Annotated in this window: 20 protein-coding genes; 9 read left to right on the plus strand and 11 right to left on the minus strand. The window is 68.8% G+C overall.

Features of this window, described 5'->3' with window-relative positions:
* Positions 1 to 5 precede the first annotated feature (5 nt).
* The 8 genes from SLW56_RS04315 to SLW56_RS04350 all read left to right on the plus strand — a co-directional run bounded on the left by SLW56_RS04315 (position 6) and on the right by SLW56_RS04350 (position 8,892).
* On the plus strand, positions 6 to 560 hold the full coding sequence (locus tag SLW56_RS04315) for a cob(I)yrinic acid a,c-diamide adenosyltransferase (RefSeq protein WP_320694381.1): 555 nt from the start codon (positions 6 to 8) through the stop codon (positions 558 to 560).
* Positions 561 to 584: 24 nt separating this feature from the next.
* Complete coding sequence (locus SLW56_RS04320) at positions 585 to 1,490, plus strand: histone deacetylase family protein (RefSeq protein WP_320694382.1); 906 nt, start codon at positions 585 to 587, stop codon at positions 1,488 to 1,490.
* 163 nt (positions 1,491 to 1,653) lie between these two features.
* A complete protein-coding gene (gene lptD, locus SLW56_RS04325) occupies positions 1,654 to 4,005 on the plus strand; it encodes an LPS-assembly protein LptD (RefSeq protein ID WP_081616528.1) in 2,352 nt (783 codons plus the stop codon).
* Complete coding sequence (locus tag SLW56_RS04330) at positions 4,002 to 5,363, plus strand: peptidylprolyl isomerase (RefSeq protein WP_150410673.1); 1,362 nt, start codon at positions 4,002 to 4,004, stop codon at positions 5,361 to 5,363. Before lptD ends, SLW56_RS04330 begins: the two co-directional genes overlap by 4 nt.
* 3 nt (positions 5,364 to 5,366) lie before the next feature.
* Positions 5,367 to 6,344, plus strand: a complete 978-nt coding sequence (gene pdxA / locus SLW56_RS04335; protein WP_152240034.1) for a 4-hydroxythreonine-4-phosphate dehydrogenase PdxA — start codon at positions 5,367 to 5,369, stop codon at positions 6,342 to 6,344.
* 113 nt (positions 6,345 to 6,457) lie between these two features.
* Entirely contained in the window at positions 6,458 to 7,252 is a 795-nt protein-coding gene (rsmA, locus tag SLW56_RS04340; protein WP_295907642.1) for a 16S rRNA (adenine(1518)-N(6)/adenine(1519)-N(6))-dimethyltransferase RsmA, read from the plus strand.
* 333 nt (positions 7,253 to 7,585) lie between these two features.
* Positions 7,586 to 7,969, plus strand: coding sequence for a Co2+/Mg2+ efflux protein ApaG (gene apaG, locus SLW56_RS04345; RefSeq protein ID WP_010340000.1), 384 nt, complete (start codon positions 7,586 to 7,588; stop codon positions 7,967 to 7,969).
* Positions 7,969 to 8,892, plus strand: a complete 924-nt coding sequence (locus SLW56_RS04350; RefSeq protein WP_295907639.1) for a symmetrical bis(5'-nucleosyl)-tetraphosphatase — start codon at positions 7,969 to 7,971, stop codon at positions 8,890 to 8,892. Before apaG ends, SLW56_RS04350 begins: the two co-directional genes overlap by 1 nt.
* Positions 8,893 to 9,021: 129 nt before the next feature.
* Here the strand turns inward: SLW56_RS04350 and SLW56_RS04355 are convergent, their stop codons facing one another.
* The 8 genes from SLW56_RS04355 to SLW56_RS04390 form a co-directional block, all read right to left on the minus strand.
* On the minus strand, positions 9,022 to 9,528 hold the full coding sequence (locus SLW56_RS04355) for a dihydrofolate reductase (protein ID WP_295907956.1): 507 nt from the start codon (positions 9,526 to 9,528) through the stop codon (positions 9,022 to 9,024).
* An 89-nt stretch (positions 9,529 to 9,617) separates the two neighbouring features.
* Positions 9,618 to 10,412: a thymidylate synthase gene (locus SLW56_RS04360; protein WP_267093529.1), complete on the minus strand. Its 795-nt coding sequence runs from the start codon at positions 10,410 to 10,412 to the stop codon at positions 9,618 to 9,620.
* On the minus strand, positions 10,409 to 11,317 hold the full coding sequence (gene lgt, locus SLW56_RS04365) for a prolipoprotein diacylglyceryl transferase (RefSeq protein WP_017916439.1): 909 nt from the start codon (positions 11,315 to 11,317) through the stop codon (positions 10,409 to 10,411). Before lgt ends, SLW56_RS04360 begins: the two co-directional genes overlap by 4 nt.
* A 604-nt stretch (positions 11,318 to 11,921) precedes the next feature.
* Positions 11,922 to 12,413, minus strand: a complete 492-nt coding sequence (locus SLW56_RS04370; protein ID WP_267104015.1) for a TPM domain-containing protein — start codon at positions 12,411 to 12,413, stop codon at positions 11,922 to 11,924.
* Positions 12,413 to 13,297 (minus strand): TPM domain-containing protein, encoded by an 885-nt coding sequence (locus tag SLW56_RS04375; RefSeq protein WP_267096071.1) that lies wholly within the window; start codon positions 13,295 to 13,297, stop codon positions 12,413 to 12,415. Before SLW56_RS04375 ends, SLW56_RS04370 begins: the two co-directional genes overlap by 1 nt.
* Before the next feature lie 123 nt (positions 13,298 to 13,420).
* On the minus strand, positions 13,421 to 14,053 hold the full coding sequence (locus SLW56_RS04380; RefSeq protein WP_043093112.1) for a LemA family protein: 633 nt from the start codon (positions 14,051 to 14,053) through the stop codon (positions 13,421 to 13,423).
* Positions 14,054 to 14,127: 74 nt separating this feature from the next.
* Positions 14,128 to 14,877: a TerC family protein gene (locus SLW56_RS04385; protein WP_010342213.1), complete on the minus strand. Its 750-nt coding sequence runs from the start codon at positions 14,875 to 14,877 to the stop codon at positions 14,128 to 14,130.
* Between the two features lie 39 nt (positions 14,878 to 14,916).
* Positions 14,917 to 15,297, minus strand: a complete 381-nt coding sequence (locus SLW56_RS04390) for a diacylglycerol kinase (RefSeq protein WP_010342212.1) — start codon at positions 15,295 to 15,297, stop codon at positions 14,917 to 14,919.
* A 188-nt stretch (positions 15,298 to 15,485) separates the two neighbouring features.
* On the opposite strand from SLW56_RS04390, the gene SLW56_RS04395 reads away from it, so the two are divergent.
* Positions 15,486 to 16,202 (plus strand): SGNH/GDSL hydrolase family protein, encoded by a 717-nt coding sequence (locus SLW56_RS04395; RefSeq protein ID WP_152236703.1) that lies wholly within the window; start codon positions 15,486 to 15,488, stop codon positions 16,200 to 16,202.
* 34 nt (positions 16,203 to 16,236) lie between these two features.
* On the opposite strand, the gene SLW56_RS04400 is transcribed toward SLW56_RS04395, so the two are convergent.
* The 3 genes from SLW56_RS04400 to SLW56_RS04410 all read right to left on the minus strand — a co-directional run bounded on the left by SLW56_RS04400 (position 16,237) and on the right by SLW56_RS04410 (position 19,054).
* The gene (locus tag SLW56_RS04400; RefSeq protein ID WP_295907934.1) at positions 16,237 to 17,517 is read right to left on the minus strand and encodes a HAMP domain-containing sensor histidine kinase; all 1,281 of its coding nucleotides are present in this window, start codon (positions 17,515 to 17,517) and stop codon (positions 16,237 to 16,239) included.
* Between the two features lie 107 nt (positions 17,518 to 17,624).
* Positions 17,625 to 18,338 (minus strand): response regulator transcription factor, encoded by a 714-nt coding sequence (locus SLW56_RS04405; protein ID WP_003481607.1) that lies wholly within the window; start codon positions 18,336 to 18,338, stop codon positions 17,625 to 17,627.
* 92 nt (positions 18,339 to 18,430) lie between these two features.
* The gene (locus SLW56_RS04410) at positions 18,431 to 19,054 is read right to left on the minus strand and encodes an arylesterase (protein ID WP_267100005.1); all 624 of its coding nucleotides are present in this window, start codon (positions 19,052 to 19,054) and stop codon (positions 18,431 to 18,433) included.
* Between the last annotated feature and the right edge of the window lie 99 nt (positions 19,055 to 19,153).

A 19,153-nucleotide genomic window follows, 5' to 3' on the forward strand; every position in this document is an offset into this window, starting at 1 on the left:
CCAGGATGGGCAACCGCCTCTCCAAGATCTACACCCGCACCGGCGACGACGGCAGCACCGGCCTGGGCGACGGCAACCGGGTCGGCAAGGACTCGGCACGGGTCGCCGCCTACGGCACCGTGGACGAAGCCAACTCGGCGATCGGCGTGGTCCTGGCCTGCCCGCTGGCCGAGGACGTGCGGCACCTGCTGACCGCGATCCAGCACCAGTTGTTCGATCTCGGCGGCGAGCTGTGCATCCCCGGCCACGCCGCGATCCATGCCGCCGACATCGACGCGCTGGAACGGCATCTGGACCGCTACAACGACACCCTGCCGCCGCTGCAGGACTTCATCCTGCCCGCCGGCGGCGAGGCCGCGGCACGCTGCCACCTGGTCCGCACCATCGTGCGCCGCGCCGAGCGCGAGACGGTGGCGCTGTCGCGCCAGGACGCGGTGCGCCCGGAAGCGGTGCGCTACCTCAACCGCCTCTCCGACCTGCTGTTCGTGCTGGCGCGGGTGCTGGCGCGGGCCGACGGCCACGGCGAAGTGCTGTGGCGCCACGACCGGCGCCAGGCCTGAGCCACGCCCGGGCCGCGGCCACGCATGCTGATCTACACCCATCCTGCCTGCCTGGGCCACGCGCCGGGACCGGAACACCCGGAACGGCCGGAGCGCCTGGACGCGGTGAGAACGGCACTGCGCGAGGCCTTTCCCGCGCTGGAATGGCGCGAGGCGCCGCTGGCCAAGCTCGGCGACCTGGCCCGGGTCCATGAGCGCGACCTGATCGATCGTGTTCTGGCCGACCTCGACGGCCCGCAGATGCTCGACGTGGACACGGTACTCTCGCCCGGCTCGCGCGCCGCCGCGCTGCGCGCCGCCGGCGCCGGCGTCGCCGCCGTGGACGCGGTGATGCACGGTGTCACCGACACCGCATTCTGCGCGGTGCGCCCGCCCGGCCATCACGCCACCGCCGACACCGCGATGGGCTTCTGCCTGTTCAACAACGTGGCCGTGGCCGCCGCCCACGCCCGCGACGCGCATGGGCTGGAGCGGATCGCCATCGTCGATTTCGACGTGCACCACGGCAACGGCACCCAGGCGATCTTCGAGCGCGAGCCGAGGGTGCAGTACCTCAGCACCCACCAGTCCGGGCTGTTCCCGCACACCGGCGGGGTCCACGACCGCGGCGTCGGCAACCTGCACAACGCATTGCTGCCACCGGGCAGCGGCGGTTTCCGCTTCCGCAACACCTGGGCCGACCAGATGCTGCCGCTGCTGGACGCGTTCAAGCCACAGCTGTTGCTGATCTCGGCAGGCTTCGACGCGCACATGCGCGACCCGCTGGCCGACCTGATGCTGGAGACCGAGGATTTCGGCTGGATCACCGCCGAACTGCGCGCAGTCGCGCAGCGGCACGCGCGCGGCCGGGTGGTGTCCCTGCTGGAAGGCGGCTACGACCTGCAGGCCCTGCGCGAGGGCAGCGTCGCCCACGTCGACGCGCTGCGCTGAGGGTCAGCGCCCGCGCGGCGGCGGCCGCGGCGCGGCACGCCCGGATCGAAACCCCGCCCCGCCAGGCCGATGAACCCCGTCCCCCGCCCCGGGGACGCCTTCATTGCCCCTATGCACGGGATGGGGCAAGCTAGCGACCGTTTTCGCCCGATACCTGACGCGCGTGCGCCGAACCCTTCGCCTGCTCCCTCTTCCGTTCAGTATCGCCCTGTGCCTGCCGGCATTGGCGGCTGAAAAGCCGCCGAACTGGGGCCTGTGCCCGACCCCGGACGTGCTGCCCAAGTTCGACGACGCGCAGCAGCCGGATCCCAAGCTGGCGCAGAACCGCGAGCAGCAGCCGACCAATATCGAAGGCGACCAGCTGTCGGGCACCACCACCATCCCCAACTACACCGGCAACGTCGCGCTCAAGCGCGGCGACCAGTTCATGGGCACGGACAGCCTGCGGGTGGATACCGAGACCGGCAACTACATTGCCGAGGGTCACGTGCGCTACCAGGACTCGTCGATCCGCATGATCGCCGACCGCGCCGAGGGCAATCAGGACACCGACACCCACAAGATCACCAACATCCGCTACCAGCTGCTGGCCCGCCGCGGCAACGGCAAGGCCGACTCGGTCGACCTGCAGGGTGCACTGGGGCAGATGCACCGCTCTACCTACACCACCTGCGACCCCTCGCAGCGGGTGTGGGAGCTGCACGCGCCGGAAATCGACGTCGACAACGACGAAGGCTTCGGCACCGCGCGCAACGCGATCCTGAAGATCTACAACTTTCCGGTGCTGTACGCGCCCTGGTTCAAGTTCCCGATCGACGATCGCCGCAGCAGCGGTTTCCTGTTCCCGGCGATCGGCATGTCCAGCCGCAACGGCTTCGACTACACCCAGCCGTACTACCTGAACCTCGCGCCGAACTACGACGCCACCCTGTATCCGCGCTTCATGGCCCGCCGCGGCCTGATGCTGGGCAGCGAATTCCGCTATCTCTACGACGGCGGCAAGGGCGAGCTGCAAGCTGCCTACCTGCCGGACGACAAGTTGCGCGACAAGGATCGCGGCCGCTTCAGTTACCAGGGCTACCACAACATCAATTCGCAGTGGCAGGCGCGCGCCTCGCTGGCCTGGGTCAGCGACGAGCGCTACACCGAAGACTTCTCCAACCGCCTGCTCGGCAATGCGGTGTCCAACATCCAGAGCACGATCGGCGTCTACGGCACCGGCGAGACCTGGACCGCGGGCGTGATGGCCGACCGCTGGCAGCTGACCGACTACACCCTGACCGAGGATGCGCTGCCGTACAACCGCCAGCCGCGCGCCTTCTTCAACTGGGACCAGTCGTTCGGCAACTATTTCGAAGCCGGGCTGTACAGCGAAGCGGTGCGCTTCGTGCACGACGATATCCATCAGAAAACCACCGACGGCACCTACGAACGCACCGGCGTGGTCACCCCGCGCCCCGGCGGCAGCCGCCTGGACCTGAAGCCCTACATCTCGATGCCGCTGGCCGGCGCCGCCTGGTTCCTCAAGCCGACCCTGGCCTGGCGCTACACCGCCTATCAGCTGGACAAGGACCTGGCGGCCACGCTCGGCGGCGACACCACGCCCTCGCGCAGCCTGCCGATCGCCACGGTCGATGCGGGCGTGTACTTCGACCGCGATACCAAGTGGGGCAACACCAACTATCTGCAGACCCTGGAACCGCGACTGTTCTACCTGTACACGCCGTACCGCGACCAGAACGATCTGCCGATCTTCGACACCCGCGAGTTCACCTTCAGCTGGGGCCAGTTGTTCCGCGATTCGCGTTACACCGGTGCCGACCGCCAGAACGACGCCAACCAGCTGACCATGGCCCTGAGCTCGCGCCTGCTGCGCCAGGACGACGGCAAGGAAAAGTTGTCGGTCAGCCTCGGCCAGATCCTGTATTTCAGCGATTCGCGGGTCAGCCTGCCCAACAGCGACACCACCATCGAGCAGGGCAAGTCGGCCTGGGTGGCCGATGCCAACTACATGATCAACGATCGCTGGAACCTGGGCGCCACCTACCAGTGGGATCCCAAGTACCGGCGCAAGGACCTGGCCAGCTTCCGCGCGCGCTACCTGATGCCCGGCGACGGCATCGTCAATATCGCCTACCGCTACCGCCGCGATCTGCTGGAACAGGCCGACGTGTCGTTCCTGTACCCGATCAATCCGACCTGGAGCGTCGTTGGCCGGCATTACTACTCGCTGATGGACAAGAAGCCGCTGGAAAGCATCCTCGGCGTGCAGTGGGACAGCTGCTGTCTGGCGGTACGGGCGCTGGCGCGGCGCTACGTGCGCAACCGCACCGGCGCGCTGGATACCGCCTTCCAGATCGAGTTCGTGCTCAAGGGGCTGTCGTCCCTGGGCCAGGACACGGACCGCGTTCTGCGCCGTGCTATTCTCGGCTACAACCGCGACGACCTGTACTTGGTCCCGCCCAGCAACACCACGACCGATCCGGACGCTTACGATCCGAACCAGATTCCATGACCAAGACCCTTTCTGTTTTTCTCGCCGCCCTGGTGGCGATCGCCGGCGTGTCCGCTCCGGCCGCCGCGCAACAAACCCAACCGCTGGACCGCATCGCCGCGGTGGTCGACGAGGATGTCGTACTGCAGAGCGAACTGGATCGTGCCGTGCGCAATGTGAAGGCGCAGTATGCCGGCCGCGAGGCGCAGCTGCCGCCGGATAACGTGCTGCAGCGGCAGGTGCTGGAGCGTCTGGTCCTGGTCAAGCTGCAGGTCGCGCGTGCCAACAGCACCGGCATCCGCGTCGGCGACGACGAACTGAACCGCGCCATCGCCAGCATCGCCCAGCAGAACGGCACCGACGTGGACGGCCTGCGCAAGAAGCTGGCCGCCGACGGCATGTCCTACACCGACTTCCGCAACTCGGTGCGCGACGAAATCACCGTGCAGCGCCTGCGCCAGAGCTTTGCGCAGAGCCGCATCAACGTCAGCGAGGCCGAAGTCGACGCGGCGCTGGCGCAGCAAGCCACCACCGGCACCCAGTACCACTTGGCGCACATCCTGGTCGGCCTGCCGGAAGGCGCCACCGCCGAGCAGATCAAGACCGCTCAGGGCAAGATCGACGGGGTCAAGAACCTGATCGACAAGGGCGAGATCGATTTCAACGCCGCGGCGGTGCGCTATTCCGACAGCCCCAACGCGCTGGAAGGCGGCGACCTGGGCTGGCGCAGCCTGGACGAGATCCCCAACGCGTTCGCGCAGCTGATCCGCGACATGAAGCCGGGCCAGGTCGCCGGCCCGCTGCGCGGCCCCAGCGGCTTCCAGTTGCTGAAGCTGGTCGAAGTGCGCGACGCCTCGGCCAATCCGGAAAAGAAGACGGTCACCGAGTACCACGCCCGCCACATCCTGATCCGGGTCAACGATGCGCAGCCCGACGCGGCCGCCAAGGCCAAGATCGAAACGCTGCGCGCCCGCATCGCCGGCGGCGCCGACTTCCAGGCCGTGGCCAAGGAAGCGTCGGAAGACACCAACAGCCGCAGCCAGGGCGGCGATCTGGGCTGGTTCCCGGCCGACGCGTTCGGCCCGGACTTCGGCCAGCACGTCGCCAGCCTCCAGGACGGCCAGATTTCGCAGCCGTTCCGCACCGAGGCCGGCTGGCACATCGTGCAGCGCGTCGGCGAGCGCCAGACCGACGTGACCAGCGATACCCAGCGCGCCCAGGTCCGCGAGACCATCGGCCGCCGCAAGCTGGAAGAGGAATACAACCGCTTCCTGCAGGAAATGCGCGGCGAAGCCTACGTCGACCTGCGCGTGGGCAACACCGACGCCGCCACTGCGCCGGCGGCCACGCCCGCGCCGGCGCCCGCCGCCAAGCCCTGATCCATGCGCCCCTCGCTCGCGCTGGTGCCGGGCGAGCCGGGCGGGATCGGCCCGGAGCTGTGCGTGCGGCTGGCGCAACAGCCGCGTCACGACTGCCAGCTCCTGGCCTTCGCCGATCCCGACACCTTGCGCGCCGCCGCGGCGGCGCTGTCGCTGCCGCTGCAGCTGCTGCCCGAATCCAGCCCTGCCGTCGCCCCCGGCGACCTGCGCCTGCGCACGGTCGCCAATGCCGTGCCAAGCCGCTTTGGCGCGACCGAACCGGCCAACGCGGCTGCGGTGATCGCCGCACTGACCCAGGCGGCCGATGCCTGCCTGAGCGGGGAACTGGACGGCGTGGTGACCGGCCCGGTCCATAAAGCGGCGATCAACGCCGGCGGCATCGCCTACACCGGCACCACCGAACTGCTGGCCCAACATGCCGGCCGCGAGGTGGTGATGATGCTGGCCAATGCCATCGTGCGCGTAGCCTTGGTCACCACCCACCTGCCGCTGCGCGCGGTCGCCGATGCACTCACGCCGGCCCTGCTGGAACGCAGCCTGCGCATCACCGAGGCCGCCTTGCGCCACGCGTTCGGCATCGCCACGCCGACCATCGCGGTGCTGGGGCTGAACCCGCATGCCGGCGAGGATGGTCACCTGGGCCTGGAGGAAATCCAGGTGATGCAGCCGGTGCTGGACGCCTTGCGCGCGGAGGGCATGCGCCTGCTCGGCCCGCTCCCGGCCGATACCGCGTTCCTGCCGCAGAAGCTGGCGAGCGTGGACGCGGTGCTGGCGATGTACCACGACCAGGGCCTGCCGGTACTCAAGTACAGCGGCTTCGAGCAGGCGGTGAACCTGACCCTGGGCCTGCCCTACCCACGCGTGGCGGTCGACCACGGCACCGCGCTGGAGCTGGCCGGCCGCGGCGTGGCCGACCCGTCCAGCCTGTTCGCTGCCACTGCGCTGTGCGCGCAACTGGCGGCGCGCCGCGCGCAGTCCTAGGCGCATATCCGGGCGCCGTTCGCGATCTGCCGCAACCAGGGCGGGCCCGGCGATGCCGCTCCTGCGTCGCTGCGAGCGCGCGCCGCCCCGTGCATGCCGATAAAATGCCGGCCATGACTTCCTCTTCCGGCTTCGGCGCCCCGGCCAAGAAATCCCTTGGCCAGCACTTCCTCAGCGATCGCCACTACATCGACAGCATCGTCCGCGCGGTCGATCCCAAGCCGGGCGACCGGCTGGTCGAGATCGGCCCGGGCCAGGGCGCGATCACCTTCCCGCTGCTGCGCCGGCATGGCCAGCTGACCGTGATCGAATTCGACCGCGACCTGATCGCGCCGTTGACCGCGGCAGCGGCCGACGTCGGCGAACTGACCATCCTCAACCGCGACGTGCTGTCGGTGGATTTCGCCGCCCTGGCCGAGGGCGCGCGCATCCGCCTGGTCGGCAACCTGCCCTACAACATCTCCTCGCCGATCCTGTTCCATGCGCTGGACCACGCCGCAGCGATCGCCGACATGCACTTCATGCTGCAGAAGGAAGTGGTCGACCGCATGGCCGCCGCCCCGGGCAGCAAGGTCTACGGCCGACTCAGCGTGATGCTGCAGGCCTACTGCGAGGTGACCTCGCTGTTCGTGGTGCCGCCGGGCGCGTTCCGGCCGCCGCCGAAGGTGGATTCGGCCGTGGTGCGGCTGGTGCCGCGGCCGCCGCAGACGGTGGGCATCGCCGATCCCAAGCGCTTCGCCGACGTGGTCCGCGCCGCGTTCGGGCAGCGCCGCAAGACCCTGCGCAACGCCTTGAACGGCGTCTGCGATGCCGCGCAGTTCGAGGCCGCGGGCGTGCGTCCGGACGCGCGCGCCGAGCAGCTCGAGGTCGCCGACTTCGTGCGCCTGGCCAACATCGCGCACGCCTGAGCGGACGTCCCGCGCGGCGCGCGCATGCATGCGTGGTGCGAACCTCTGCGCACGCGTTGCTCCGCTCCTTGCATGTCGGCGCAGGCGTCGCCGACCTGCGCCGTAGACATGCTGATGACGGCACCGCCTCGAAACCGCAACTTGGCAAGCCGCACAACACAGACTGCCACCGCGAACGACAGCCCTCCTGCGCACTGCCCGCGGCAACAACAGGCCCGCACGGGCGGCTCGCGCAGGCGGCAGCCAGGGCCACTGCCACGCGTCAGCCGCCTGACAGTGACAACCGCTGACGCATCTCGCCTCAAACGGCAAAACACGCTCTAAACTGTGGGGATGAACGATGACGCCCCCTATCGGATCGAGGTCGAAGTGTCGCCCCGATTCCTCGACGACCAATCGGCGCCGGAGGACGGACGCTACACGTTCGCCTACACGATCCGCATCCACAACCGCGGCCGCGTCGCCGCGCGCCTGATCGCCCGCCACTGGGAGATCACCGACGGCAACGGCCGCATCGAACGCGTCGACGGCGATGGCGTGGTCGGCGAACAGCCGCGGCTGCGCCCGGGCGAGGATTTCCGCTACACCTCCGGGCTGGTACTGGAAACCGAGCACGGCACGATGCGCGGCCACTACGACATGGAAGCCGACGACGGCACCCATTTCATCGCCGCGATCGCGCCGTTCGTGCTGTCCGTCCCGCGGACCCTGCACTGATGGCGGTCTGGGCGATCGGCGACCTGCAGGGTTGCTACGACATCACCCAGCAGTTGCTGGAGAAGATCCGCTTCGATCCGGCGGTGGACCGGCTGTGGTTCTGCGGCGACCTGGTCAACCGCGGCGGGCAATCGCTGGAGACCCTGCGCCTGGTGCACTCGCTGCGCGAGCACAGCGTGGTGGTGCTGGGCAACCACGATCTGTCGCTGCTGGCGATCGGCGAGCGCAGCCCGGACGAACAGCGCAAGGTCAATCCCGACCTGCAGCGCATCGTGCTGGCCGAGGACCGCGACGAACTGCTGACCTGGCTGCGCATGCAGAAACTGCTGCACGCCGACCGCCAGCTCGGCTGGATGATGATCCACGCCGGCCTGGCACCGAAGTGGACCACCGCGCTGGCCGAGAAGCATGCACGCGAGGTCGAGCAGCAACTGCACGGCAACGGCTACCGCAAGCTGTTCCGCAACATGTACGGCGACCGCCCCGCCTGGTCGCCTGGCCTGACCGGCTACGACCGCTCGCGCGCGATCATCAACCTGTTCACCCGCGCCCGTTACTGCACCCCGCGCGGGCGCATCGCGATCGAGGAAAAGGGCACGCCCGGCACCCAGGCGCAGGGCCTGTACCCGTGGTTCGAGGTGCCGGGTCGGGTCGAGCGCGACCTGAAGATCGTCTGCGGGCACTGGTCGACGCTGGGCCTGACCATCACCCAGGGCGTGCACGCGATCGACACCGGCGCGGTCTGGGGCGGCAAGCTCACCGCGTTGCGCCTGGACAGCGAGGACCTGCAGATCGTACAGGTCCCGGGCCGTCCGGCGCAGGGACCGCCGCCGGCGGCGCGCAGCGGCACCCCGCGGCGGCGCAGCGCGCCGCACCGCGGACAACCGGCGCCGGCTGCCTCTGCTGCGCCCGAGCAGGAATAGGTCTAACGCGAGACGTTGCGGTTTCGCAGGAGCGGCTTCAGCCGCGACAGGCGTTCCCCGGAATGCGCGTCGCGGCTAGCCGCTCCTACGACAATCCCGGCATGTGCGCCGGCATCCGCCAGCCGCTGCTTACACCGCGCCCGCCCGGCGCCGGTAATCCACGAATTCGAAGGCCAGCGCATGCCGCGCATCCGCCGGATGCGCTTGCCGCGCCACTACCTCCCATTGCGCCGGATCGAACGCGGGAAAATGCGCATCGGCGCCGTCGACCACGGTATCGACATGGGTGAGGTACAACACGTCGGCCAACGGCAGGGTCAGGGCGAAGATGTCGCCACCGCCGATCACCGCCAGCTCCGCAGCGCCGGCCTCGCGCGCCGCGTCGATCGCCGCCTGCAGCGACGCCACCGCCTGCATGTCCGCGAACGGCACCTGCCCGGAACGGGTCATCACCAGGTTCAAGCGCCCGGGCAGCGCGCGCCCCAGCGACTGCGCGGTCTTGCGCCCCATCAACACCGGCTTGCCCAGGGTCAGCGCCTTGAACCGCTTCAGATCGTCCGGCAGGCGCCACGGCAAGTCGTTGTCGCGACCGATCGCATTGGCCCGATCCAGCGCCGCGAGCAAGCTCAACTGCAGCGAGGGGCGCGTAGACCGCTCCAAATCCGTCCCCGCCGCCACTGCCGCCTTTTGCGATTCCCCATTCTCCATTCCCCACTCCCCGCCACTCACACCGCCACCGGCGCCTTGATCGCCGGATGCGGGTCGTAGCCCTCGATGGCGATGTCATCGTAGGTGAAGGCGAACAGATCGGTCACCGCCGGATTCAGCCGCAGCTGCGGCAACGGCCGCGGCGTGCGTGCCAGTTGTTCGCGCGCCTGTTCGAAGTGGTTGGAATACAGATGCGCATCGCCCAACGTATGCACGAAATCGCCCACGCCCAGGCCGGTGGCCTGCGCCACCATGTGGGTCAGCAGCGCATAGCTGGCGATGTTGAACGGCACGCCCAGGAAAATGTCGCCGCTGCGCTGGTACAGCTGGCAGCTGAGCTTGCCGTCGACCACGTAGAACTGGAACAGGCTGTGGCAGGGCATCAGCGCCATCTGCGGCAGCTCGGCCACGTTCCAGGCGCTGATCACCAGCCGGCGCGAATCCGGGTTGCGCTTGATCTCGTCCACCAGCCACTGCATCTGGTCGATATCGCGGCCGTCGGCACCGGTCCAGCGCCGCCACTGCTTGCCGTACACCGGGCCGAGTTCGCCCTGCGCGTCGGCCCACTCGTCCCAGATGCTGACCTTGTTGTCCTTGAGATAGGCGATGTTGGTCTCGCCCTTCAGGAACCACAGCAACTCGTGCACGATCGAGCGCAGGTGCAGCTTCTTGGTGGTGACCAGCGGGAAGCCGTCGTTGAGATCGAAGCGCATCTGCCAGCCGAACACGCTGCGCGTGCCGGTGCCTGTGCGGTCGGATTTCTCCGCGCCGCGCTCCAGCACGTGCTGCAGCAGGTCCAGGTACTGCTTCACTTGCTCACCTCCGGCGGCGGCACCGGCTGCAGCACCGGCGCGCTGCGCGAGCGCCACAGCAGGAACAGGCCGAGCAGGATCAGCGGGATGCTCAACTGCTGGCCGCGGGTCAGCCAATGGAACGCCAGGTAGCCGAGTTGCGCATCCGGCACCCGCACGAATTCCACGGCGAAGCGGAACACACCGTACAGCAGCGCAAACAAGCCGGACACCGCATAGCGCGCGCGCGGCTTCATCGAGAACGTCCACAGCACCACGAACATCACCAGCCCTTCCAGCGCCGCTTCGTACAGCTGCGACGGATGGCGGGCATAGCGATCGAGCAGGCCCGCGGCGTATTGCTGCTGCAGTTGCGCGGCACTCTTCAGGCTCTCCAGTGCCGGCGCATTGGCCACGCCGTCCTGTATCGGCGCGTGCGGGAAGATCACGCCCCAGCCGGCATGGGTCAACTTGCCCCACAACTCGCCGCCGACGAAATTGCCGATGCGGCCGAAGCCCAGGCCCAGCGGCACCAGCGGCGCGATGAAATCGACGGTGTCGAAGAAATGCAGGCGCGCCTTGCGCGTCCACCACAGGCAGGCCGCCAGCACGCCCAGCAGGCCGCCGTGGAAGCTCATGCCGCCGTCCCACACCTTGAAGATCAGCAGCGGGTCGGCCAGGAAATCGGACAGTGCGTAGAACAGCATGTAGCCGATGCGCCCGCCCAGCACCACGCCGAGCATCGCGTAGAACAGCAGATCGGAGAAGCCGTCCTCGTTCACCCCGGGCAGGCGCCCGGCGCGGATGCGGCGGCGGCCAAGCCACCAGGCCGAGATGAAGCCGGCCAGATACATCAGCCCGTACCAATGCACCTTCACCGGCCCGAACGAGAAGGCGATGGGATCGATCTGGTGGAGATAGGTCATGCGCAAACGTCGGCCGGGGGCAAAGAGTGCCTATTCTGCCACCGACTCCGCTGCTTGCCGCGCCTACGGACGGCGCAGCGGGGTAGCGCTTCATCTGCTGGCAGGCGCACGCGTCTGCCACTGACTCCGCTCCTTGCCGCGCCTACGGACGGCGCAGCGAGGTAGCGCTTCATCTGCTGGCAGGCGCACGCGTCTGCCATTGACTCCGCTGCTTGCCGCGCCTGCGGACGGCGCAGCGGGGTGGCGCTTCATCTGCTGGCAGGCGCACGAACCTGCCGCCGACCGACTCCAAGGCAATATGCTCAGCCCAGACGCCACGTGCCCCTGGTTGCTTGTGGGAGCGGCCCATGTGGCCTCCAGGCCATCAGCGGCAACGAGCAGAGCCATCGGGTTCACTCCGGCGCTATCGCGTCGGGACTGAAGTCCCTCCCACAACACCACCCGTCGCACCCATGCAGGCGCGGCATCGCCCTGATGTGGGAGCGGCTTCAGCCGCGACGAGCAGAGCCATCAGGCCCCAGCCCGGCACTCTCGCCTAGGGACCGAAGTCCCTTCCACAACACCGCCGCCTCTGCTGGCAGCGCAAACCACCACAGCAGCACACTCAATCCAGCACCTGCGGCAGGTTCGGCAGTTCGTTCTCGCCCGGCTGGCCCGGCTGTGCCGGGAAGTGCGCGGCCAGCAACGCGGACACCGCGCCAACACCAGCGATCACCGCCTGTTCGGGTTGGCCCGCACGCATCTCGCGCTCGATCAGCGCGCAGACCTGGCGCCATTGTGCGGCGTCCACCCGCTCGTGCAGTCCACGGTCGGCGACGATCTCGATGTGGTGATCGGCCAGCAGCAGATAGATCAGCACGCCGTTGTTGGCCTCGGTATCCCAGGTGCGCAACTGTGCGAACGCGTGCTCGGCGCGCAGCCGCGGCGCCATGCCGCGCAGCACCTGCGCCGGTGCCAGCCCCGATTCCACCGCGAACATCACCTGCCCGTTGTGCAGGCGCTCGCCCTCGGCGATCGCCGCGCCGATGCGCTCCAGGCTGGCCGCCGGGAACAGGCGCTGTGCCGACGGCGCGAACAGGTGCCGGACCAAGCGCATCACCAGCTCCCCGAGGCGCCGCCGCCTCCGGAACTGCCGCCACCACCGCCCCAGCCGCCGCCGCCGAAGCCGCCTCCGCCGCCACCCCAACTACCGCCACCGCCGCCCCAGCCACCGCCGAAGCCGCCGCCACCCCAGCCGCCCCAACCGCCGCCGCCGGCCGAACGGCCCGGTGCGATTCCCACAAACAGGCCCAGCAGCAGGCCGATCGCGCCGGTCAGCGCACCGACGAACAGCGACAGACTCAGCAGCAGGCCGACGCCGCCGCCGACCACGCCGCTCAGCACGCCGCGCACCGGGCGCGACAGCCGCGCGAACAGCACCTGCGCGACCAGCGCCGCGAACAGGCCGGCGAAGAAACCGAATCCCAGGCCGCCGCCGCGCGAGGCCGAGGCGTGCGCGCTGACCGGCGCCGGCAACGCTTCGCCGTCGATCAGCTTGACCAGCATCGCGGTCGCTTCGGAAATCCCGCCACTGTAGTCGCCTGCGCGGAAGCGCGGCACCAGGTACTCCTGGATGATGCGGTTGGCGGTGGCGTCGGGAATCGCGCCTTCCAGGCCATAGCCGGGCTGGATGCGCACGCGCCGGTCGTCCTTGGCCACCACCAGCAGGACGCCGTCGTCCACGCCCTTGCGGCCGAGCTTCCACTGGTCGAACACGCGCTGGGTGTATTGCTCGATGCTCTCGGGCGCGGTGCTGGGCACCACCAGCACCTGCAGCTGGCTACCCTTGCGCTGCTGCAACTGCACCGCCTGCCGGTCCAGCTCCAGGCGCTGGTTCGGCGTCAGCGTGCCGGTGGTGTCGACCACCGGCGCGTCCAGCGGCGGGATCGGCGCCTCGGCCTGCGCCCAGGCCAGCCAGGGCAGCAACGCCAGCAGCAGCAATAGCCAGACGCAGACGTGTCGACGGCCGGCCGCAGCGCGGGTGCCACCGCTCGACGCCGTCGCTGCGGCGGCGCGCTCAGCCTCGGAGGTGAAACGCACGGTCACGCCGGCCCGCGGCGGCGCTTAGTGCGCCGGTGCCGGCTGCTGCGGCTGCTGTGGAGCGGACGCGGGCTGGCCACCGAAGTTCACCGCCGGCGCCTCGGAAATCTGCGCTTCGTTCTCCACCGAGAAGTTGGGCTTCTCCTTGTAGCCGAACATCTTGGCGGTGAGCACCTGCGGGAAGGACAGGATGTAGGTGTTGTAGTCCTGCACCGCCTGGATGTAGCGGCCGCGCGCCACGGTGATGCGGTTCTCGGTGCCTTCCAGCTGCGCCTGCAGGTCGCGGAAGGCCTGGTCGGATTTCAGGTTCGGGTAGTTCTCGCTGACCACCAGCAACCGCGACAGCGCGCTGGACAACTGGCCCTGCGCCTGCTGGAACTGCTGCAGCGAGGCGGCATCGTCGGCGTTGACCTGCACCTGGCCGACGCGGGCACGGGCGTTGGTCACGTCGGTCAGCACCTGCCGCTCCTGGTCGGCATAGCCCTTGACCGTGTTGACCAGGTTCGGCACCAGGTCGGCGCGGCGCTTGTACTGGTTCAGCACTTCCGACCAGCCGGCCTTGACCGCCTGGTCCTTCTGCTGGATCGCGTTGTAGCCGCAGCCGGACAGCAACACCGCCAGCGCGGCCAGAAACAGGGAGCGGGACAACAGGCGCATGCGAGGACTCCGGCGAATGACTGCGCGCAGCTTGCCACGCCGCCGGTGAAAACGCAGCCGACCTCAGCGGTGGCTCACCACTTCCCCGCGCCGGGCACCTGATGCGCGGCGGCGCGCCGGCGCATCAGCAGGTTCAGCCACTCCACCAGCACCGAGAAGCCCATCGCCGCGTAGATGTACGGCTTGGGCACGTGCACGTCCAGGCCGTCCAGGATCAGCACCACGCCGATCATCAGGATGAAGGCCAGCGCCAGCATCTTCACCGTCGGGTTGGCGTCGATGAAGCGGCCCAGCGGATTGGCCGCCAGCAGCATCACCGCCACCGCCAGCAGCACCGCGGCGATCATCACCGGGATGTGCTGGGCCATGCCCACCGCGGTGATCACCGAATCCAGCGAGAACACGATGTCGATCACCGCGATCTGCGCGATCACCATCCAGAACACGCCCGAGGCCTTGCTGGTGGTGGGGTCTTCGTCTTCGCCGCCGGTGATCAGCTCGCGGATCTCCATCGTGCCCTTCACCAGCAGGAACAGGCCGCCGACGATCAACACCAGGTCGCGGATCGAGATGCCCATGCCGGCGACGCTGAACAGCTCGCCCTGCATGCGCGCCAGAAACGCCAGCGACACCAGCAGCGCGATGCGGGTCAGGCACGCCACCGCGATGCCGAACTTGCGCGCGGCCGGGCGCTGCGCTTCCGGCAGTTTACCCACCGCGATGGAGATGAACACCAGGTTGTCGATGCCCAGCACGATCTCCAACGCACTCAGCGTCAACAGCGTCAGCCAGGTGTTGGGGTCGGCAAGAAACTCGAGGGCCATGGCGTCGGATCCTTTAACGGAAGAAGAAACGGGCGGCGATCACAGCAGGCGCGGCAGCAGGATCAGGCCCCAGCACAGCACCACGTTGGCCAGCATCACGAAGACCGCGGCCGAGCCCATGTCCTTGGCGCGCCCGGCCAGTTCGTGATGCTCGGGGCCGTAGCGCTCGATCACCGCTTCGATCGCCGAATTGAGCAGTTCCACCGCCAGCACCAGCAGCAGCGAGCCGATCATCAGCACCTGCTGCACGGGCCCCTGCCCCAGCCACAGCGCCAGCGGTGCCAGGATCAGGAACAGACACACCTCCAGGCGGAAGGAGGATTCGTGCAGCCAAGCCGCGCGCAAGCCCTGCCAGGACCAACGCGCCGCCATCAGCATGCGGCGCGGCCCGCGCGGCAGATGCCCGAACTGGTCGGCCACGGCTCAGCCCCGCCCCAGGGAACGGGGACGCGACGACGACGGCCGGAAGGAATCGGTCATGGGCAAGGCGCAGCGGGATAGGCGGCAATTTTGCCACAAGCCCCGCAGCACCGCCGGCATCGCCGCGGATTTGCCTGCATGTCGTGCCTGCGGCACCATCGCCGATCCCCTTGCTTCGAGGAGGCGTCATGCCCCGTTCGCCGCTGCGCGCACCGCTGCTCGCCCTGAGTCTGTTCAGTCTGTCCCTGCTGGGCCTGTCGCCGGCACTGGCGCTCACCCCACCCCCGCCGCCCAGCGTGCCCGACCAGGTCTCCAATGCCGCCTGGGAAGAGGACATGGCGCGTTTCGCCAAGGACGATGCCGCGCATCCGGTCAAACCCGGTGGCGTGCTGTTCGTCGGCAGTTCCTCGATCCGCTTCTGGACCTCGCTGGCCACGGATTTTCCGGGCGTGCAGACGCTCAACCGCGGCTTCGGCGGCTCGGAGATCCGCGACAGCACCTGGTATGCCGACCGCATCGTGGTGCCGTACAAGCCACGCCTGATCGTGTTCTACGCCGGCGACAACGACCTCAACAGCGGCCGCAGCCCGCAGCAGGTGCGCGATGACTTCGTGGCCTTCGCGACCCGCGTGCACCGCGACCTGCCCAAGACCCGCATCGTCTATCTGTCGATCAAGCCCAGCCCCTCGCGCGCGGCGCTGATGCCGAAGATGGCCGAGGCCAACGCGCTGATCCGCAAGGCCGCAGCCGGCCTGAAGCAGGTGCAGTTCGTCGACGTGTACACGCCGATGCTGGGCGCCGACGGGCAGCCGCGCGCCGAGCTGTTCGGACCGGACAAGTTGCACATGAACGCGGCCGGCTACGCGCTGTGGCGCGACACCGTGCGTCCGTACCTGAAGGATTGAACCGTGACGCGCCCGCGCCGCCGTGCGCGGGCGCTCACGTGACCGGCGGGAACCGCACGGTCGCAAGAATGCCGCCGCCCTCGGCGCTTTCCAGGGCCACCTGCCAACCGAAACGGTCGCACAGCCGGCGCACGATCGACAGGCCCAGCCCGGTGCCTTGCGGGCGCTCCGGCTCGGCACGGAAGAACGGCTCGAAGGCGTGCCGCAAAGCGTCCTCGGACATGCCGATGCCGGTGTCGCGGATGCGGATGCGGTCGGCCTCGACCTCGACCTCGATGCGCCCGGCGTCGGTGTAGCTGCAGGCGTTGCGCAGCAGGTTGCTGACCACCACGTGCAGCACGCGCGGCGGCGCATGCAATGTCGCCGAGGCCAGCACGCGCACGCTCAGGGTCACCGGCTTGCCGATCAGCAGTTCGCGCGCGTTCTCGGCCTCGTACTCGACCACGTCGGCGATCTCGAAGAGTTCGCTCTGCGGCACCACGTCCGCTTCCCGCGCCAGGATGAGGAAGGCGTCGATCACCGCCTCCATGTCGCGGCCGGCGCGCTGGATGCGCTGCAGGCTGCGGTGCAGGCGCGGCGGCAGTTCCTGCTCGGTCATGGCGATGTCGGTGGCGACGCGGATCACCGTCAGCGGGGTGCGCAGCTCGTGGCTGGCATCGCGGGTGAAGTTGCGTTCGCGGGCGACGTGGTCGGTGACGCGCAGGGCCAGCGCATGCAGGGCGGCGGCCAGTTGCCGCGCCTCGCCCTGTACGTCGGTCGGCAGGTTTTCCGGGGCCAGTTCGGCGGCGGCTGGATGCCGCGGATCCCAACGCGAGACCCGCCGCGCCAGCCAGTTCATCGGCGACAGCAAGCGCCGCGACACCCGCCAGGTCAGCCAGGCCACCACCAGCACCGCGATCAGGGTGAGCAACGTCGGCACCACGCCGAACCAGAACGCCAGCCGCTGCGCCGGTGCGCGCAAAAACACCAGGTACAGGCGCCCGCTCTCGGTCTGGTCGACCAGCACCATCTCGCCGCCGGGGCGATCCTCGTGCAGGCCTGGCGCCAACCCGCGCAGGTCGGCAGGCACCGCCGCATCGGATTGCCCGGCCGGCAACAGATAACCGCGCAGGCTGTGGCTGTTGGGCGGTGGTTGCTGCGGCAACTGCGCGCGCAGGCGCCAGTAGTAGCGCGCCTCCTGCTTCAGGATCGAGCCGACCAGCGAGTGCTGCACGATCGCGACCACCAGATAACTGGCAAGCGTGACGACGCAGCCCGCAAACACGATGCGGGCGATCAGGGCGAGGCGAAGTTTGCGCGGCAACCCGTGCGGCATACGGCATCCGTGATCGTTGCCGCGATTATAGGAAGGCCGATCGTGAGCCTTTCGTGCAAGCGGCCCCGTTCAGCGGGGCCGCGTTGCATCCACGATCGGGCGCCGCCTCAGCTCATCGGCTGGGCGATGTCGGCGATGCGGTAACCGGCGCTCTGCACGGTGTGCAGCAGCGGGCGGTCGAACGGCTTGTCGATGATCTTGCGCAGGTTGTACAGATGGCTGCGCAGGGTGTCCGAGTCCGGCAGGCCGTTGCCCCAGATCTCGCGCTCGATTTCCTGGCGGGTGACCACGCGCGGCGATTCGCGCATCAGGATGGTCAGCAGGCGCAGGCCGATCGGCGAGAGCTGCAGCTCGGTGCCGGCGCGGGTGGCACGCATGCTCACCGGATCCAGCACCAGATCAGCCACCTTCAGCACTTCCGAGCCGACCTGGCGGCGCTCGCGGCGGATCAACGCACGCAGGCGCGCCTCCAGTTCCTGGATCGCGAACGGCTTGGTCAGGTAGTCGTCGGCACCGAAACCCAGGCCGGTGAGCTTGTCGTCGAGCGTGTCGCGCGCGGTCAGCATCAGCACCGGGGTCGACTTGCGCGCGTCGTTGCGCAGGCGGCGGCACACTTCGATGCCGTCCAGACGCGGCAGCATCAGGTCCAGCACCACCACGTCGTAGCTGTTCTCCGCCGCCAGGCGGTAGCCGTCCAGGCCGTCGCAGGCGTAATCCACTTCGAACCCGCGGCCTTCCAGGTACTCGCCGATCATCTCGGAAATATTGCGGTTGTCCTCCACGACCAGCACGAGCCCGGATGTTTCCTTGGTCTGACGCATAACGCTTCCTCAGTCTTCAGCTTTGTGAAACATGCCGGATGTGCGGTGGTGGCGGCGTGAAGACCGCTTCATCTGCCTGAGCGACAAAAAAATTACTGCGTAATCAATGGCTTGAGCTGAGGCCAGACATTATCCAGCACCTTGGGCTGGGCCGCCGCGGTGGGGTGCAGGCCATCGCCCTGCATCAGCGACGGGTTCATCGCCACGCCCTCCAGCAGGAACGGCAGCAGGCCCGTCCGGTACTGCCTGGCCAGGTCCGCATAGACCGCGCGCAGGCGCTGCCGGTAGCCCGGTCCGTAGTTCGGCGGCACATCGATGCCCAGCAACAGCACCTTCGCACCGGCGTCACGGCTCAGCACGATCATCTTCTCCAGGTTGCCACGCAGTTCGGCCGGGCTCAGCCCGCGCAATGCGTCGTTGCCGCCCAGTTCGATGACCACCACCGACGGCCGATGCTTCTGCAGCAGCGCCGGCAGGCGGGTCAGCGCGCCGGACGAGGTCTCGCCGCTGATGCTGGCATTGACCACCGCCGGTGGCGCCCGCATCTGTTGTTGCAGGCGCTTGTCCAGCAAGGCCACCCAGCCGGACTGCACCGGGATGTTGTGCGCCGCGCTGAGGCTGTCGCCGAGCACCAGCACCGGCCCCGTCGCACCTTTGGCACAGGCGATGGCGGGCAGCAGCACCCACCATGCCAGCAGCAGCCAGGCGCGGCGCATCCAGGCCCGCTTGCTTCTCGTCTCGTCGCCACGCATTGGAGATTCCCTCATCGACAGTCAGGCCCCCACGCTTCGCGCCAGCATCGCCATCGACGTACG

This window comes from Xanthomonas sp. LF07-6 (assembly GCF_034105445.1).
GTDB lineage: Bacteria > Pseudomonadota > Gammaproteobacteria > Xanthomonadales > Xanthomonadaceae > Xanthomonas_A > Xanthomonas_A sontii.

What these genes read in the sequence shown, in the direction of transcription:
- SLW56_RS04315 (WP_320694381.1), top strand. Translation starts at nt 6, where the DNA reads ATGGGCAACCGCCTCTCCAAGATCTACACCCGCACCGGCGACGACGGC.
- SLW56_RS04320 (WP_320694382.1), top strand. Translation starts at nt 585, where the DNA reads ATGCTGATCTACACCCATCCTGCCTGCCTGGGCCACGCGCCGGGACCG.
- SLW56_RS04330 (WP_150410673.1), top strand. Translation starts at nt 4,002, where the DNA reads ATGACCAAGACCCTTTCTGTTTTTCTCGCCGCCCTGGTGGCGATCGCC.
- pdxA (WP_152240034.1), top strand. Translation starts at nt 5,367, where the DNA reads ATGCGCCCCTCGCTCGCGCTGGTGCCGGGCGAGCCGGGCGGGATCGGC.
- rsmA (WP_295907642.1), top strand. Translation starts at nt 6,458, where the DNA reads ATGACTTCCTCTTCCGGCTTCGGCGCCCCGGCCAAGAAATCCCTTGGC.
- apaG (WP_010340000.1), top strand. Translation starts at nt 7,586, where the DNA reads ATGAACGATGACGCCCCCTATCGGATCGAGGTCGAAGTGTCGCCCCGA.
- SLW56_RS04350 (WP_295907639.1), top strand. Translation starts at nt 7,969, where the DNA reads ATGGCGGTCTGGGCGATCGGCGACCTGCAGGGTTGCTACGACATCACC.
- lgt (WP_017916439.1), bottom strand. Translation starts at nt 11,317, where the DNA reads ATGACCTATCTCCACCAGATCGATCCCATCGCCTTCTCGTTCGGGCCG.
- SLW56_RS04370 (WP_267104015.1), bottom strand. Translation starts at nt 12,413, where the DNA reads ATGCGCTTGGTCCGGCACCTGTTCGCGCCGTCGGCACAGCGCCTGTTC.
- SLW56_RS04380 (WP_043093112.1), bottom strand. Translation starts at nt 14,053, where the DNA reads ATGCGCCTGTTGTCCCGCTCCCTGTTTCTGGCCGCGCTGGCGGTGTTG.
- SLW56_RS04385 (WP_010342213.1), bottom strand. Translation starts at nt 14,877, where the DNA reads ATGGCCCTCGAGTTTCTTGCCGACCCCAACACCTGGCTGACGCTGTTG.
- SLW56_RS04395 (WP_152236703.1), top strand. Translation starts at nt 15,486, where the DNA reads ATGCCCCGTTCGCCGCTGCGCGCACCGCTGCTCGCCCTGAGTCTGTTC.
- SLW56_RS04400 (WP_295907934.1), bottom strand. Translation starts at nt 17,517, where the DNA reads ATGCCGCACGGGTTGCCGCGCAAACTTCGCCTCGCCCTGATCGCCCGC.
- SLW56_RS04405 (WP_003481607.1), bottom strand. Translation starts at nt 18,338, where the DNA reads ATGCGTCAGACCAAGGAAACATCCGGGCTCGTGCTGGTCGTGGAGGAC.
- SLW56_RS04410 (WP_267100005.1), bottom strand. Translation starts at nt 19,054, where the DNA reads ATGCGCCGCGCCTGGCTGCTGCTGGCATGGTGGGTGCTGCTGCCCGCC.